The sequence below is a fragment of the Paenarthrobacter sp. CCNWLY172 genome (assembly GCF_037402035.1).
Classification (GTDB): domain Bacteria; phylum Actinomycetota; class Actinomycetes; order Actinomycetales; family Micrococcaceae; genus Arthrobacter.
Map to the genome: position 1 here is coordinate 60,011 of NZ_JBBEGB010000007.1, position 16,540 is coordinate 76,550.

General features: G+C 62.8%; 12 protein-coding genes and 1 tRNA gene. 9 read left to right on the top strand and 4 right to left on the bottom strand.

The genetic code is table 11. The features are described from left to right. Window positions 1-20: 20 nt before the first annotated feature. Window positions 21-1,454 carry an MFS transporter gene (locus WBN73_RS12455; protein ID WP_337340397.1) on the bottom strand — a complete coding sequence of 478 codons (1,434 nt, stop codon included), beginning with the start codon at window positions 1,452-1,454 and terminating at the stop codon, window positions 21-23. A 159-nt stretch (window positions 1,455-1,613) separates the two neighbouring features. Next, entirely contained in the window at window positions 1,614-3,779 is a 2,166-nt protein-coding gene (locus WBN73_RS12460; RefSeq protein ID WP_337340398.1) for a RecQ family ATP-dependent DNA helicase, read from the bottom strand. A gap of 124 nt (window positions 3,780-3,903) precedes the next feature. Between WBN73_RS12460 and WBN73_RS12465 the strand changes: the two genes are divergently transcribed. From WBN73_RS12465 to WBN73_RS12475, 3 genes are read left to right on the top strand one after another with little or no spacing between them, the layout of a single operon-like run. Continuing rightward, window positions 3,904-5,322: a phosphomannomutase/phosphoglucomutase gene (locus tag WBN73_RS12465; RefSeq protein ID WP_207596331.1), complete on the top strand. Its 1,419-nt coding sequence runs from the start codon at window positions 3,904-3,906 to the stop codon at window positions 5,320-5,322. A gap of 8 nt (window positions 5,323-5,330) precedes the next feature. After that, entirely contained in the window at window positions 5,331-5,786 is a 456-nt protein-coding gene (locus WBN73_RS12470) for a hypothetical protein (RefSeq protein WP_337340399.1), read from the top strand. A gap of 40 nt (window positions 5,787-5,826) precedes the next feature. Further along, complete coding sequence (locus WBN73_RS12475) at window positions 5,827-6,297, top strand: RrF2 family transcriptional regulator (protein ID WP_280626797.1); 471 nt, start codon at window positions 5,827-5,829, stop codon at window positions 6,295-6,297. 245 nt (window positions 6,298-6,542) lie between these two features. Here the strand turns inward: WBN73_RS12475 and WBN73_RS12480 are convergent, their stop codons facing one another. After that, the gene (locus tag WBN73_RS12480; RefSeq protein ID WP_337340400.1) at window positions 6,543-8,369 is read right to left on the bottom strand and encodes a phosphoenolpyruvate carboxykinase (GTP); all 1,827 of its coding nucleotides are present in this window, start codon (window positions 8,367-8,369) and stop codon (window positions 6,543-6,545) included. Between the two features lie 284 nt (window positions 8,370-8,653). Between WBN73_RS12480 and WBN73_RS12485 the strand changes: the two genes are divergently transcribed. After that, a tRNA-Arg gene (locus WBN73_RS12485) sits at window positions 8,654-8,727 on the top strand. Between the two features lie 159 nt (window positions 8,728-8,886). On the opposite strand, the gene WBN73_RS12490 is transcribed toward WBN73_RS12485, so the two are convergent. Further along, a complete protein-coding gene (locus WBN73_RS12490) occupies window positions 8,887-9,615 on the bottom strand; it encodes a FadR/GntR family transcriptional regulator (RefSeq protein ID WP_089593757.1) in 729 nt (242 codons plus the stop codon). A 338-nt stretch (window positions 9,616-9,953) separates the two neighbouring features. On the opposite strand from WBN73_RS12490, the gene WBN73_RS12495 reads away from it, so the two are divergent. The 5 genes from WBN73_RS12495 to WBN73_RS12515 all read left to right on the top strand — a co-directional run bounded on the left by WBN73_RS12495 (window position 9,954) and on the right by WBN73_RS12515 (window position 16,526). Beyond that, a complete protein-coding gene (locus tag WBN73_RS12495) occupies window positions 9,954-11,576 on the top strand; it encodes an ABC transporter substrate-binding protein (protein ID WP_443193260.1) in 1,623 nt (540 codons plus the stop codon). A 102-nt stretch (window positions 11,577-11,678) separates the two neighbouring features. Continuing rightward, a complete protein-coding gene (locus tag WBN73_RS12500; RefSeq protein WP_337340402.1) occupies window positions 11,679-12,635 on the top strand; it encodes an ABC transporter permease in 957 nt (318 codons plus the stop codon). A 3-nt stretch (window positions 12,636-12,638) separates the two neighbouring features. Continuing rightward, complete coding sequence (locus WBN73_RS12505; RefSeq protein WP_280626784.1) at window positions 12,639-14,759, top strand: dipeptide/oligopeptide/nickel ABC transporter permease/ATP-binding protein; 2,121 nt, start codon at window positions 12,639-12,641, stop codon at window positions 14,757-14,759. Further along, window positions 14,756-15,571: an ABC transporter ATP-binding protein gene (locus tag WBN73_RS12510; protein WP_337340403.1), complete on the top strand. Its 816-nt coding sequence runs from the start codon at window positions 14,756-14,758 to the stop codon at window positions 15,569-15,571. The genes WBN73_RS12505 and WBN73_RS12510 overlap by 4 nt, the downstream gene beginning before the upstream one ends. Before the next feature lie 37 nt (window positions 15,572-15,608). Further along, window positions 15,609-16,526: a dihydrodipicolinate synthase family protein gene (locus tag WBN73_RS12515; RefSeq protein WP_337340404.1), complete on the top strand. Its 918-nt coding sequence runs from the start codon at window positions 15,609-15,611 to the stop codon at window positions 16,524-16,526. The last annotated feature ends 14 nt before the right edge of the window (window positions 16,527-16,540 follow it).

Sequence of the window (16,540 nt, forward strand, 5' to 3'; positions counted from 1 at the left end):
CAAACCGGGACCTTTTGCGTTTAACCCCGCTTTGAACCGCCGCTGACTTCAGCCCCCGCATGGCGGTGGAGGGTGAGGCTGTCCACAGTGCTGATCAGCATCAGAACTGCCATGGCCACGAAGGCCCCCTTATAGGCCGCCACTTGATCCGGACCGAACACCTCGGTGGCCTCGAACAGGCGCAGGAACAAAGCACCCACGGCGATCCCGGCCGCTGCCGCCAACTGAACCAGCGTTGCCGATATGGCGTTGGCCGAGGGCAACTGCCCCGGGACGATGTCTGCGTACTGCACCGAGGCGTAGGCGGAGAAACCGATGGAACGGAAGGCGCCGCTGAACAGCAGCAGGGCGAAAATGAGCGGTTCGGGTGTTTGGGCGTCAAGGAAAGCGCATATGGCAAACGTCACGGCCGACGCGAAGGAGGCAAAAACGAGCACCGCTTTGAATCCGAAACGCCGGATCAACGGCGTTGTAGCCGGTTTGATCCCAATGTTGCCTACGAACACCGCTGCCACCATGACACCGGCCTTCAGGGGATCCCAGCCAAACCCGTCCTGGAACATCAGGGGCAGCAGGAAAGGGACCGAGCTGATGGTCAACCGGTAGATGAAACCCCCGGTGGATGTTGCCCTGAAAGTCCGGGTACCGAAGACGCTGAGGTTGAACAGGGGAACTTTCGCTTTGCTCATCCACCAGACCGCGCCGGCCAGCGACAGTACTCCGGCAAAGACAACTCCGGCGGCCAGGACATTTGATGCGTGCCCACCCAGGGTCTCCAAGCCCACCACCAACGCGCCTACACCCAGCGTGGTCAGCAACAGGCCGAACCAGTCCAGTCGGCGCTTCCCGTCGAATTGTGTCCGCGGCACCAGCCTGAGGGCCGCAATGAAGGCAGCCAGCCCCAGTGGGACGTTGATGATGAAGATCCAGTGCCATGACAGGAAGGTGGTCAGGGCGCCGCCAACCATCGGAGCCAGCACGGGAGCAAGCAGGCCAGGCCACACGAGGTAGGCGGTGGCCCGGAGAAGTTCGGATTTGGGAGTGCCCCGCAGCACCACCAGGGTCCCCACGGGAACCATCATGGCTCCGCCCATGCCCTGGGCCACCCGGCTGAGCGTGAGCATGGTCAGGTCGGTGCTGATCGCGCAGAACAGGGAGGCAAGAGTGAACACCGAGATTGCGAGACAGAAAATCCTGCGCGCGCCGAAACGCTCCGCCAGCCAACTGCTCAACGGGATGCCCATGGCGACCGTTACCAGATACGCCGTCATGGTGATGTTGATGTCGGCCGGTGCTACCCGGAAATCGGAGGCAATGCTGGGAATGGCCGTGGTGAGGATGGTCCCGTCCAGGAACTCCATGAAAAACGTCGCAGCCACCAGCAGCGCCAGGCGCGGCCGCCACGTCGTCTGGTCGGCGGCATCGACGTCGGTGTTGCTCGGGTTTGCGCTCATGGCTCCGGTCCGGGTTCTGGCGTGTGCCTGCCACGGTGAGCAGGCTGTTTGCTCGATCCTATAGATGCAGCGTGGGAGCGATCACAACATGACGTAGTTCCAGCGGAGAGGGACCGATGGGCTACCCAGCTTGGGCGGCACTACCCGGCTCTCGCCGGACTACCCAGCTTGGGCCAGCGCGAGCGGCAGCACCGCGCCCACTCCGGCTTGGCGCAACGCCCTGGCCGAGACCGTCATGGTCCATCGGCTGTCAATGAGGTCATCGACCAACAGCACGGGTTGGCCACCGAGGCCCGCCAAAGCCTGGGCGAGATCGGGACCGACCACCAGCCTGTCCCACACCCCTGCCAGCCGGTACGCACTGTTCCCTCCACGTGCGCCGGTGGGCCCGCCGTGCTGGGGTTGCAGTTGTCCGAGGTAGGGCATTTGCCCTATGCCCGCGATTCCTTGAGCCAAGGTCCCGACCAACTGCGGCTTGCTCCGTGAGGGGACACTGACCACGGCTGCCGGACGGCCGACTCCGCTCCAGGGAGTCCCACCCTCAGCACCTGACCATTCGCGCAGGACCTGGACACATGCCTGCAGCATGGCTGGATCCACCGCCCGGTCCGGCGCCCCGGCAGCGAACAGTTCGCGGAGCGACCCACCCCAGCCAAGGTCGGTGAGCCTGGCAAGAATCCGTCCCTCGGACACACTCTCATCGGGCTTGATCTTTCCCTTGACCGCAACACCGAGACGGTCCATTCCACTGGGCCATTGAAGGCGTGGTTCCACGGCTATTCCGGCCCGGCGCAGAGTCTGTCCTGCGGCATCGGCGGCGGAGGCTGCCACGTCCACGGGAAACCATCGGCCGGCGCAGTTGTCACAGCGCCCACACGCGGCCGCGGTTTCGTCGTCCAGCACCGAGGTGATGTATTCCATGCGGCACCCGGCGGTGTCCTGGTAGATCACCATGGAATCCTGCTCGTCCACGCGTGCCTCGGCAATACGTGAGTAACGATCGGCGTCGTAGTTCCACGGGACCCCGGTGGAGCGCCAGCCCCCACCGACGCGTTCCACGGCTCCATCGACCGCCAGGACTTTGAGGAGGAGTTCCAGCGGTGTTCGGCGAAGATCCACCCTGGCTTCCAGAGCCACCGTGGACAGCGCCGAACCGGCTTCGCCGAGGACAGTGAGGACAGCGTTCGCTTTCTCGGCCGACGGCATGGAGGCCGTGGCAAAGTACTGCCAGATTTCACGGTCCTCGGAGCCTGGAAGCAACAGGACATCTGCGTTGGCCGCTCCACGTCCTGCACGGCCAACTTGTTGGTAGTAAGCCACAGGCGAGGACGGCGCGCCGAGGTGGATGACAAAGCCCAGGTCCGGCTTGTCGAATCCCATTCCCAAGGCGGACGTGGCCACGAGAGCCTTTACCTGGTTGTCCTTAAGGAGTTGTTCTGCGCGCTCCCTGTCGGCAGGGTCTGTGCGTCCGGTATATGAGAGAACATTGTGTCCGGCTTCAGCCAGAAGCCTGGCAGTATCCTCAGCCGCCGAGACCGTGAGCGTATAAATGATGCCACTGCCAGGCATATCCGCCAGATGCGTCAGCAACCAGCCCAAGCGGTCCCGGGAATCGGGCAGTGTCAGGACGCCCAGGCGCAGCGATTCACGGCCCAGGGCGCCACGGATGGTCAGTACGCCATCACCGAGTTGCTCCTCGATGTCATGGACCACCCTGGAATTGGCGGTGGCCGTGGTGGCCAGGACGGGAACCGACGCCGGCAGTTGTGCAATGAGGTCCGCAATCCGGCGGTAATCCGGACGGAAGTCATGTCCCCAGTCCGAAATACAGTGAGCCTCATCAATGACCAAAAGGCCGGTACGGCGGATGAGTTCCGGGAGCTGGTTCTCCCGGAAGGAGGGGTTGGTCAGCCGTTCAGGAGAGACCAGGAGGACATCCACCTCATCAGCGGCCAATTGGGCCAGGACGGTGTCCCATTCCAGGGCATTGGCGGAGTTGATGGCCACAGCCCGGACTCCTGCCCGTGCGGCAGCGGCAACCTGGTCCCGCATGAGCGCCAGCAACGGCGAAACAATCAGAGTGGGGCCCGCACCCCGCCTGCGCAGCAGCAGCGAGGCAACGAAGTAGACAGCCGATTTTCCCCAACCGGTACGCTGAACCACCAAGGCCCGGCGTCCGGCATCAACCAACGCTTCGATGGCCTCGTACTGGCCGTCATGGAACTGGGCTTCCGGGTGCCCCACCAACTCCCGCAGACATTCCAAAGCCTGGTGCTGGGTAGGTGATTGCACGGAAACGGCAGCGTTCTGGGAGTTGTTGGCCATCACCCCAGTATTCCAGCCGACCCTGACAGCCATAACCTGCAGGTCCTGCTATGTGGACAACGATTATCCACAAGCCAGGTTCCGCATTCCAGCCCGTTTGCGTTGCCACAGTAGGATTGAGCGCGTGACTAGCGAGCAGAACAAGACATTCGACCTCTCGGCATCCTTTAAGGCGTATGACGTCCGTGGGATCGTTGGTGAGTCCATCACGGCGGAAATCGTCGAGGCCGTGGGTGCTGCCTTTATCGACGTCCTGGGCCTCGAAGGCGAGACCGTCCTGGTCGGAGGGGACATGCGTCCGTCCTCTCCGGAGTTCAGCCAGGCCTTCGCCAACGGCGCAGCAACGCGCGGAGCGAACGTCCTTCTGTTGGACCTGATCTCCACCGATGAGCTCTACTACGCTTGCGGTGCGTTGAACGCTGCCGGTGCCACGTTCACGGCCAGCCACAACCCGGCAGAATACAACGGCATCAAAATGGCCAAAGCCGGCGCCCAGCCCATCTCCTCGGAGTCCGGCCTGAAGGAAATCCAGGCCTTGGCAGAGCAGTACCTGAACTCCGGGACCATCCCGGCTGCGGGTACCCGCGGCGAGATCGGCGTGCGTGATGTGCTGAAGGACTACTCGGAATACCTGCGCCAGCTCGTGGACCTTTCCGGCTCCCGTCCGCTGAAGATCGTGGTCGACGCCGGTAATGGCATGGCGGGGCTGACCACCCCGGCAGTCCTTGGCGACAAACTGCTCCCGGCACTGCCGTTTGAGATTGTCCCGCTGTACTTTGAACTGGATGGTTCTTTCCCCAACCACCCGGCCAACCCCCTGGAGCCGGAGAACCTGCGCGACCTGCAGGCCGCCGTCGTCAAGCACGGCGCGGACATCGGTCTGGCATTCGACGGCGACGCTGACCGCTGCTTCGTGATCGACGAGAAGGGCGAGTCTGTCTCGCCGTCTGCAATCACCGGCATGGTGGCCCGGCGCGAAATCGCCCGTGCCCAGGCCGCAGGGGAAGAAACCCCTGTGATCATCCACAACCTCCTCACCTCAAAAGCCGTCCCGGAGCTCGTCGCCAAGGATGGCGGCCGTGCGGTACGGACCCGTGTGGGACACTCCTTCATCAAAGCCGTCATGGCCGAAGAAGGTGCCGTGTTCGGCGGGGAGCACTCCGCTCACTTCTACTTCCGGGACTTCTGGAACGCCGATACCGGCATGCTCGCCGCCATGCACGTCCTGGCTGCTTTGGGCGAGCAGGACGGTCCGTTGTCCGAACTCGGCCGCCAGTACGAGCCCTACGTCTCTTCCGGAGAAATCAACTCCGAGATCGAGGACAAAGCAGCCGCCGTTGAACGCGTCCGCGCCGACTTTGAAACAGAAGACATTGACATCGACCACATGGACGGCAGCACCTTTACGGCCAAGGACGGCAGCTGGTGGTTCAACTTGCGCCCCTCCAACACCGAACCCTTCCTCCGCCTGAACGCCGAAGCGAAGGATCAGCCCACCATGGAAAAGATCCGCGACCGCGTCCTCGCACTGGTCCGGGCCTAGGTTCAGGCATGAACGATCAGCACGCTGCCACAGACGTCCCGGAAGAAACCGACCAGGACCGCGAACTCCGTGAAACCTTGGGCACCGCTTTGGGCACAGCCCAGGAACACATCCAGCAGAACGGCGGATTTTTCCCTTTCGGCATCACGCTGTCCAACGACGGCGAACTGCGGATAGTGATGATTGCTCCCGGTGAGCCGGACGAAAACGGTGACGTCGACGCCGGCCAAATGCTGACCGACGTCCATGATCTGCTGCGACAGGGCCGGGACGATTACCGGGCCGTAGCAGTGGTGAGCGACGTCAGCCTGCCGGACCATGGGTCCGACGGTATCCATGGTGCAGCCGAACACCGGAACGGCGAAGTCCTGGCAGCGATCATTCCGTACACTCCCACGGCGGAGGGCTTTGCCTTCAGCACGATGGAACCCGATACACACGAGCCATCCATCTGGGTGGACTAGACCCTGCCCGTGAGCTGGACCCTACCCGGGAGCTGATGCCATGAAAATCAACGCGTTCGCAGATGTCAGCCTCCGCGCCATCATGGTGTTGGCCGCGGCCCCCGAAGGTTTGCTCCTGACCACCCAGGCAGTGGCGGATGCCGTGGGTACACCGTACAACCATGTCAGCAAGGCCATGGTCCGCCTGCGTGCCCTGGGATATATCGACGTTGAACGAGGACGGCTGGGCGGTTCCCGACTCAATGAATCAGGGCGGCGAGCCACCGTTGGGGAAGTCCTGAGGCATCTGGACAGCCGACAGGATCCAGCGGAGTGTCAGTCCCCCACCAAGAACTGCCCGCTCATCAATGAATGCGCCCTGCGCCACGCGATGAATCGGGCCAGGGAAGCGTTCTACACCGAACTGGATACCGTGGTTATCGCTTCTCTCCCCCACGCCCGCCAGATGAACCCGGTGTTCCAGTCCATCGGGCTGCGGCCGGAGTTCAGGGTACCGGCCACCCAGCCATAAGCGGCCACCCTCCCGGCACTTTGGGTGGGTTGGGCACTCAGTGGGCAATGACGGCAGACGCTGCGAACATCGACTTCCACCCGGATCCACTACGAAGTCTTCGGCCCGGACGTGCGGCCCGCCAACCAAGGCAGGAAAAACCGCCGGTGACATCTGCCGCAAGAACGACGGCGGCCCGCCACCTTTCAATCGAAAGGTGACGGGCCGTCGTCGTTCACTTAAGAACGCCGTTGTTCCTAAGAGGTCTAGCCCAGACGGGTCTTCAGACCGTCCAGCTCGGACTGGAGCGCCGCCGGGAGCGAATCGCCGAAGTTCGCGAACCATTCTTCAATGGATGCCAACTCAGTTGCCCATTCCTCAGGATCGACTCGAACAGCCGACTCAACCTCGGCCGGTGTCATGTCCAGGCCCTCCAGGTCGATGGATTCGCCGGTGGGCACGAAGCCGATCGGCGTTTCCACAGCGTCGGCCTTGCCCTCGAGACGCTCGATGGCCCATTTGAGCACACGGGCGTTGTCTCCGAAGCCAGGCCAGGCGAAGCCGCCTTCGGCCGTGCGACGGAACCAGTTGACCAGGAAGATCTTTGGCAGTCGCTCCGGATTGGCCTTGGCGGACAGGTTCACCCAGTGATTCAGGTAGTCCCCCGCGTCGTAGCCGATGAACGGCAGCATGGCCATGGGGTCGCGGCGGACGACGCCGACGGCACCGGCGGCAGCAGCGGTGGTCTCGGAGGACAGCGTGGAACCCATGAAGATGCCGTTGGACCAGTCGCGGGCCTCGGTGACCAGCGGGATGGTGGTCTTGCGTCGGCCGCCGAACAGGATTGCGGAGAGCTCCACGCCTTCCGGGCTGAAGTATTCCTCGGCCAGCATGTCGATCTGGTCGATCGGCGTGCAGAAGCGGGAGTTCGGGTGCGCTGCCGGGGCGTCGGAGTCCGGAGTCCAGGACTCGCCGCGCCAGTCGGTCAGGTGCGCCGGAGTTTCCTCCGTCATACCTTCCCACCAGACGCCACCGTCGTCGGTCAGTGCCACGTTGGTGAAGATGCTGTTGCCCTTGGCGATGGCGCGCATGGCGTTCGGGTTGGTGCCCCAGCCGGTACCGGGTGCAACGCCGAAAAGGCCGGCTTCGGGGTTGACGGCGCGGAGTTCGCCTTCCTTGCCGAAGCGCATCCACGTGATGTCGTCGCCAAGGGTCTCAACCTTCCAGCCCTTGATGGTGGGGTCGAGCAACGCAAGGTTGGTCTTGCCACAAGCGGACGGGAATGCCGCGGAAACGTAGTAGGTCTTCTGCTCCGGCGAGGTCAGCTTAAGGATGAGCATGTGCTCGGCCAGCCAGCCTTCGTCGCGTGCCATCACCGAAGCGATGCGCAGCGCGTAGCACTTCTTGCCCAGGAGGGCGTTTCCGCCGTAGCCGGAGCCGAAGGACCAGATGGAGCGCTCTTCGGGGAAGTGCACAATCCACTTGTCCGTGTTGCACGGCCAGGCAACGTCAGCCTGGCCGGCTTCCAGCGGTGCACCCAGCGAGTGGAGGGCGGGGACGAAGAAGGCGTCGGTCTGTGTGATGCGGTCCAGGACATCCGTGCCGATGCGGGCCATGATGCGCATGGAGGCAACAACGTAGGCGGAGTCGGTGATCTCGACGCCAAACTTGGGGTCCTCGGCATCCAGGTGGCCCATGACGAACGGAATGACGTACATGGTGCGGCCGCGCATGGAGCCGGCGAACAATCCGCGCAGCTTCTGCTTCATTTCGGCCGGGGCCATCCAGTTGTTGGTGAAGCCTGCGTCGCGCTCGTTCTCGGAGCAGATGAAGGTCTGCTCTTCTACACGGGCAACGTCAGCAGGGTCGGAGAATGCTGCGAAAGAGTTCGGGAACGTCTCCGGGTTCAGCCGCTTCAACGTGCCGGCCTCAACGAGTTCGTCGGTGAGCTTCTTGTTTTCTGCTTCGCTGCCATCAACCCAGTGGATGCGGTCCGGCTGAGTCAGCTCGGCAACTTCCTCAACCCAGGCCAGCAGGCGTGCATGCGTAGTAGGTGCCTTCTCAAGCAGCGGCAGTCGCGCCAGATCGCCCATTGCGGTTCCCTTCCTCGGGTTCAGTGGTGTGTCCTAAACGATAGGGGCCGCGGACCAGACCAATCCGTTGTCAGACATCGGACATCCACACAGCCCAAAAGTAAAAACCGCTAGAAATAAGGGGTTGGGTTAGCCAGGACGGAGATTTAAGTGACTAAGGTCACGTAGACCGGTCTAGTTGCGCAGATTACAGCTTTTCGATTTGGAACTTCACATGAACTTCTGTAAAGTTTATTGAGGTTCGAGGGGGTCAGAGAAACAGACCGCCGAGAATCACACGAAATGCGCCCATAGCTCAGCTGGATAGAGCGTCTGTCTACGGAACAGAAGGTCAGGGGTTCGAATCCCTTTGGGCGCACAAATCAAGACCCGCACCGGTTCGCCGGTGCGGGTCTTTTGTTGTGCCCGGGCCAGCCCCACTGACTTGCATGTGCGGTGACTTGCACGCCGAACGCAAAGGGCCGTCGTCGTACTTTTCAAAAGTACGACGACGGCCCTTTCGTTAAGTACGGGGCGTTTACTCCCCGACTGCCTCGCTGATGCGGCGGCGGATGCCATCGAAGTGTCGGTTGAGCAGCTCGGACGCCAGGACCTTGTCCCCTGCCGCCACAGCTCCGTAAATGTCTCGGTGCATCGCAGCAGTCTTCGCCAGGTCCTCGTTCCCTGGACCGATCTCCACGTGGATCTTCCGGTACACCTTCCAGAACACGCCCATGAGGTTGATCAGGAGCTCGTTGTTGAGGGGTTCGAAGAGGCGACGGTGGAATTCGGCGTCCGCGGCCACGAAGTTTTCGCCGGCAGCGGCCAGCTCTTCCATCTGCTTCACGGCTTCTTCGATGGACGCGAGCTGTTCCTTGGTCATGACATCCATGGACGAGCCGATCAGGCCGGACTCCAACGCCTGGCGCACATCCACCAGCTGCAAGGCCTCCAGCCCCTGATGTCGCAGTGAGAGCCGGCCCCTGAACGTCAGGCCGTCAGCCAGTGCGTCAAAGTTGCTCGGCGCCACGAACATGCCGAAGCCGTGACGGATTTCGATGACACCCAAGGCCTGCAGCACCTTGAGTGACTCTCGGAGCGTGTTGCGGCCCACGCCCAGGGCACCGGACAGCTCGCTCTCGGTCGGCAACGGATCGCCCGCCTCGAGCTCGCGCTCAAGAATCAATTCCATAATGTCCGACTGCAACGCACGCAGCCGGGCCTGTGCACTGAACCGCGCCTGCGGAACCACACCGGAAGTTGTCATGGCTTTCTCCTTGCCGATGCACCGGCCCGCAGACCGGCAAAGGCCGGTTCCGAGGGCAGGTGCGGTGTTAATATTGAGGCGAGCTTAGTGCCCACCCCAGAATGAGTGACTCGCAACATACAATATCGGATGTCCCACCTCCGTCATAGCTATGTACTGGGAAATCGTTGAGATTTCCCCTCAGGACCGGCCGCAGCCGGCAGGCCGCCAGGTGCGCGGCAGCAACCCAAGCGCACATTCTCACTTGACGTTCCGTTGTGACCGCCCTTACAGTTTCCATACGAGCATCGGACGTCCTACATCCGATAACCCACGAAACGCGAATGGTGAGGCACCCTATGAGCAAGACGATCCACAGCCTGCCGCTGGTCAACGACGCCAGCCGCCGGAACTTCCTGAAGCTAAGCGGCGCAGTTGGTGCAGCAGCCGCCTTCACGGCAACACTCTCTGCGTGCGGCGGCGCTGCCAGCACCACCACCGGTACCACCACCAACACTGCCGCGGTCAATAAGGACCTCACCATTGAGGCCGGCATCTCCTACGCGCTGTCCACCGGTTTCGATCCCCTCAGCTCCTCCGGAGCCACGCCGATGGCCGCCAACCTGCACATCTTCGAAGGCCTCATCGAACTGCACCCGGCCACCCGCGAGCCTTACAACGCCCTCGCCGCAGCGGACCCCAAAAAGGTCAACGACACCACCTACCAGGTGACCATTCGCGAGGGCGCGAAATTCCACGACGGCTCCCCCGTCACCACCGAGGACGTCGCTTTCTCCTTCACCCGTGTGATGGATCCGGCCAACAAGTCCTTGTTCTCCCAGTTCATTCCCTTCATCCAGGACGTCAAGCCGCTGGACGCCAAGACGGTGGAGTTCACCCTTAAGTACGCCTTCCCCGGCTTCGGACCCCGCATCTCAGTGGTCAAGATCGTTCCCAAGGCACTCGCTACCGACCTTAAGGCGTTCGACGCCAAGCCAGTCGGCTCCGGACCGTACAAACTCATCTCCGCAGTCAAGGACGACAAGATCGTCTTCGAGGCGTTCGCCGACTACAACGGCCCCAAGCCTGCGCTGGCCAAGGGCATGACCTGGCTGCTGCTCTCCGATGCCGCAGCCCGTGTCACGGCGGTCCAGTCCGGCCGTGTCCAAGCGATCGAAGACGTTCCTTACCTTGACGTCGACGGACTGAAGTCCAAGGTCAAAGTTGAATCCGTCCAATCCTTCGGCTTGCTGTTCCTCATGTTCAACTGCGCCAAGGCCCCGTTCGACAACAAGCTGGTCCGCCAGGCCCTGCACTACGGCATGGACAAAGAATCCATCATCAAGAAAGCGCTGTTCGGCAACGCCAAGGCCGCCACTTCCTACTTCCAGGAAGGCCACCCGGACTACGTCAAGGCCAAGAACGTCTACAGCTTTGATACTTCCAAAGCAGAAGACCTCCTGAAGCAGGCCGGCGTCACCAGCCTCGAATTCGAGCTCCTCACCACGGACACCGCTTGGGTCAAGGACGTTGCACCGCTGATCCTCGAGTCCTGGAACAAGATCCCGGGCGTCAAGGTCACCGTCAAGAGCCTTCAGTCCGGCGCGTTGTACAGCGACCGCGTGGGCAAGGGCGACTTCTCCGTAGTCGCGGCCCCTGGCGATCCCTCGGTCTTCGGCAATGACGCAGACCTTCTCCTGAGCTGGTTCTACTCCGGCGCAACCTGGATGGACAAGCGCGCCTTCTGGACCACCCCGGAACGCGCCAAGCTGCAGGAACTCATGAACAAGGGCTCCCAGGCATCCGGTGACGCGGCCAAGAAGATCGTGGGTGAAATCGTGGACATGGTTTCCGACGAGGTTCCGTTGTACCCGGTCTTCCATCGCCAGCTCCCCAGCGCCTGGGACGAGAAGAAGCTCAACGGCTTCCAGCCTCTGCCCACCACCGGCTTGTCATTTATCGACGTCGGACGAACCAACTAAGCACCCTCCCTGTTGTGAGGCCCGCCCTGCGGCCTGAATCTCCCTTGTAGCCCCGCGGAGCGGGCCCCACAACCAGCACCACCCAACCAACCGGAGAACACATTGGTCACGATATTGCGTTTGCTTGGCCGCAGACTTGCAGCATTGCCATTAATGATCCTGGGCATTACGTTGCTCGTCTTCCTCGTCCTGCAGGCCGCTCCCGGCGACCAGGCCAGTTCGGCCCTCGGCGACGGCGCCAGCGAAGAAGCCAAGCAGCAGTACCGCCAGGACAATGGCCTGAACGATCCCCTGGTCCTGCAGTACTTCCGATTCCTCGGCAAGCTCCTGCAGTTCGACCTCGGCGTCACCACCCCACCGGCAAAGTCGGTGGCGTCCATGATCGGCTCAGCGTTTCCCCTGACGCTGCAGCTGACCTTCCTGGGTGTCCTTATCGCGATTGTGCTCTCGCTCGCGTTCGGCATCCTCGGCGCCCTGTATCGCGACAAGTGGCAGGACCAGTTGGTCCGCGTCTTCTCCATCGCCGCGATCGCCACGCCGTCCTTCTGGCTGGGCATCCTGCTCATCCAGTGGTTCGCGCTCGGCGCCAACCCCATGTTCCCCTCGGGCGGAATCGCGACGCGGGAATCCGGCTTCGGCGGTTGGCTCAACTCCATGGCCCTCCCGGCCTTGGCGCTCGGCATCCCGGTGTCTGCGTCGCTGATCCGCGTGGTCCGTACCTCAATGGTGGAAGAACTGGACCGCGATTACGTCCGCACCGCCATCGGCAACGGGGTCCCTTACCGCGAGGTCGTCTCCAAGAACGTCCTCCGCAACGCGCTCGTCACCCCGGTGACCGTGCTGGGACTTCGCGTCGGCTACTTGCTGGGCGGCGCCGTCGTGATTGAAATGATTTTCGCCCTGCCCGGCATGGGCCAACTGATCCTCAACGGCATCACCAACCTGGACGTCAACCTGGTCCAGGGCGTGGTGCTCACCATCTCGGTCACCTTTGTCTTGGTGAACATAGTGGTGGACCTTCTCTACCTGCTCATCAACCCCCGAATCAGGACGGTATAGCTCATGCGCAGCAAGCTCGCAGAACGGCTAAGTGCCCCGGGCATTCGTTTCAAGGCCCTGCCCTGGGGCTCGCGTATCGCCCTGCTCTTCCTCATCGTGATTGTCCTGGCCGCCATTTTCGCGCCGGTCATCGCCCCGCACGATCCACTGGAGACCTTCATCCCGGCCACCCCGCCCGGCGCCGAGCACTTCTTCGGCACGGACCGCCTGGGCCGCGACATCTTCTCGCGCCTCCTCTTCGGCGCACAGTCCTCGCTGATGATCGGCCTCGGGGCGGTTGCGTTGGCCATCCTTGCCGGAGCGCTCCTTGGTTCCTTCGCCGCGACCTCCAGCAAGTCCGTCAACGAGATCATCATGCGGCTCATGGACATCCTCATGGCGTTCCCGGGTATCGCTCTCGCAGCTGTGTTGCTGGCCGCGTTCGGCAACTCGGTCCCCACCATCATCATTGCCATCGCCATCATCTACACACCGCAGCTTGCCCGCGTAGTCCGCGCCAACGTGCTGGCACAGTACGGCGAAGACTACGTCCGTGCTGAACGCGTGATCGGCGCCGGACGTTTCTACATCCTGGTCAAGCACATCGTCCGCAACACCGCGGCTCCAGTGCTGGTGTTCGCAACGGTCATGGTGGCTGACGCCATCATCCTGGAAGCCTCGCTTTCCTTCCTGGGGGCCGGCGTCCAGGATCCCGCGCCGTCCTGGGGAAATGTGATTTCCTATGGCCGCAACCTGGTCCTCTCCGGCGGTTGGTGGGCTACCACCTTCGCGGGTCTGACCATCCTGCTGACCGTGTTGTCCCTGAACATCCTGGCTGAGGGCCTCACCGACGCCATGGTGAACCCGAAGCTTCGGCGCGCGCCGGTGGTGAAGGACGACGACGGTGCTTCAGCCGCCGTTGCTGTCGACGCTGAGGTAGCAACCTCGGTGGCCCAGCCGTCCGTGGTTGAGCAACACGAGCTCGACGGCGTTCGTGCGGCTTCCAGCGACACCGTCACCTCCGGTGTCGAGACTGCGGCCGTCCTCACCGACGTGAGGCTGGCAGCCGCCAACCCGCACCTCCTCCTGGACCGCGAACTGGAGCTCCTGGCAGCCATCGAGGCGAAGCGCACCGACCGGCTCCCGCAGGTCTCCCCAGGAGCCCGCAATGTCCTCGAAGTGAAGAACCTGTCCATCCGTTTCCCAAGCCGCTTCGGCGACATCGCAATCGTGGACAACGTCTCTTTCACGGTCCGCGAAGGTGAGACCATGGGCTTGGTAGGCGAATCCGGTTGTGGCAAGTCCATCACCTCACTTGCTGTGATGGGGCTCCTGCCCAAGACCGCCCAAGTCACCGGGTCCATCACCTTCGATGGCAAGGAACTCCTGGACTCCACCACCGAACACAGCAACCCCAAGGCGTACGAAGGCCTTCGCGGCGAGCAGATCGCCATGGTCTACCAGGACGCGCTGAGCTCGCTGAACCCGTCCATGAAGATCAAGGACCAGCTGGAACAGCTCACCAAGCGCGGCGGCCGCAAGACTCCCACCGAGCTCTTGGAGATGGTGAAACTGGATCCCGTCCGGACCCTCGCCAGCTACCCGCACGAGCTCTCCGGCGGCCAGCGCCAACGCGTGCTGATCGCCATGGCGTTGTCGCGTTCACCGAAGATCGTTGTAGCCGACGAGCCCACCACCGCCCTTGACGTCACTGTCCAGAAACAGGTGGTGGACCTCCTCAACGAGCTCCGCGAACAGCTCGGCTTCGCGATGGTGTTCGTCAGCCATGACCTCGCCTTGGTTGCTTCCCTGGCGCACCGCATCACGGTGATGTACGCGGGCCAGGTGGTGGAGTCCGCACAGGCCTCCGAGCTCCTGCAGAACCCCAAGCATGAGTACACCCGTGGCCTGCTGGGTGCTGTCCTCTCCATTGAGGCCGACGCCGTCCGTCTCCACCAGATTCCGGGCACGGTGCCGTCACCTCGGGACTTTGCCACGGGAGACCGCTTCGCGGCCCGCTCACTGAGGCCCGACGCCGATCCCCACCAGAAGCTGGTCCTCACCACGGTTTCTTCGGTTGACTCCGTCAACGGCGGTGACGCCGACCACTACTGGGCGAGCCATTTGAAGGAGGACGCGAAATGAGCCAATCAATTCACCAAGAATCAAAACCGGTCATTGAGCTCAAGGAAGTCAAGGTCTATCACCACGCACGGACTGGTGGCCTGTTCCGTCCGAACATCGTCAAAGCGGTGGACGGCGTGGACTTCACCATCAGCCGCGGCGAAACCGTGGGCATCGTTGGTGAGTCCGGCTGCGGCAAGTCCACACTCGCGTCAGTGCTTGTGGGACTTCAACCGCCGACGTCGGGCAAGGTCCTTTTCCACGGAAAGCCGGCCATCAAGCGGAACGCGGCCATGCGCAAGGAATTCGGCCGTTCGGTCTCCGTGGTCTTCCAGGACCCGGCAACGGCACTGAACCCGCGCATGACCATCCTGGACATCCTGACGGATCCCCTGCAGATCCATGGCATCGGCAACGCGTCATCCCGTGCTGCCAAGGTCAAGGAACTGTTGGCGCTGGTGGGCTTGCCGCAATCGGCAGCCGAAGTGACGCCGTCGCAAGTTTCCGGAGGTCAACGCCAGCGCGTGGCGATTGCCCGGGCGCTGGCCTTGGACCCGGACATCATCGTGGCGGACGAGCCGACGTCGGCCCTGGACGTTTCCGTCCGGGCGCAGGTCCTGAACCTGCTGTCCGACCTGAAGAAGCAGCTCAACCTCGGCATGGTGTTCATCTCGCACGACATCCAGACCGTCCGCTACGTCTCGGACCGGATCTGCGTCATGTACTTCGGCAAGATCGTCGAGCAAGGCACAGCCAGCCAGGTCTTCGACAACCCGAGCAACGACTACACCAAGAAGCTGCTGGGTGCCGCGCCGAGCCTGCTCCACATCTAGTTTTTCCTTTCACAAGCTACAAACAACGGAGAATTCTGTGTCCACTCAGTTCCAGGGCGTCATCCCCCCGGTCATCACCCCCCGCCACGCAGACGGCAGCATCGACACCGCGTCGCTGAAGAACGTCACCAAGCACCTGATCGACGGCGGTGTGTCCGGCCTTTTCGTCCTGGGCTCCTCCGGCGAAGTCCCCTACCTGACCAACGACGAGCGTGAGCTGGTGGTCTCCACCATCGCCGACGCCAATGCCGGGGCGGTCCCGCTGATCGTGGGTGCCAACGAGCAGACCACCACCCGCGTCATCGAGGAAGCCCGCAAGGTGGTTGACCTCGGCGCTGACGCGATCGTGGTCACCTCCATGTACTACGCAATCGGCAACGCCGCGGAGACCGAAACGCACTTCCGCAGCATCCACGCGGCCATCGAAAAGCCGATCTTCGCCTACGACGTTCCTGTCCGCACGCACTTCAAGCTGCCCACCGACCTGCTGGTCCGGCTCGGCCGCGACGGCGTCCTTGCCGGCGTCAAGGACTCTTCCGGCGACGACGTCTCCTTCCGCCAACTCCTCCTCGCGGCCAAGGACATCCCCAACTTCGACATCTTCACGGGTCACGAAGTTGTGGTGGACGGCGCTCTCCTCGGCGGCGCGCAGGGTGTTGTTCCGGGCCTCGGCAACGTTGATCCGGCCGGCTACCGCCGCCTGTTCGACGCCGCCCAGGCCGGTGACTGGGCTCTCGCGGCAAGGGAGCAGGACCGCCTGGCCGACGTCTTCGAGATCGTCTACGCCCCCAACGGCCGCGTTTCCGGTGGTGCTGCGGGCCTGGGCGCCTTCAAGACCGCACTGCAGGTAATGGGCGTCATCGAATCCAACACCATGAGCTCGCCGATGCTTTCCTTGGATGACTCCGAGACTGCTCTCATTCGTTCAATCCTGGAGCGGAACGGGCTGGTCTAAGCTTCGATGACCCC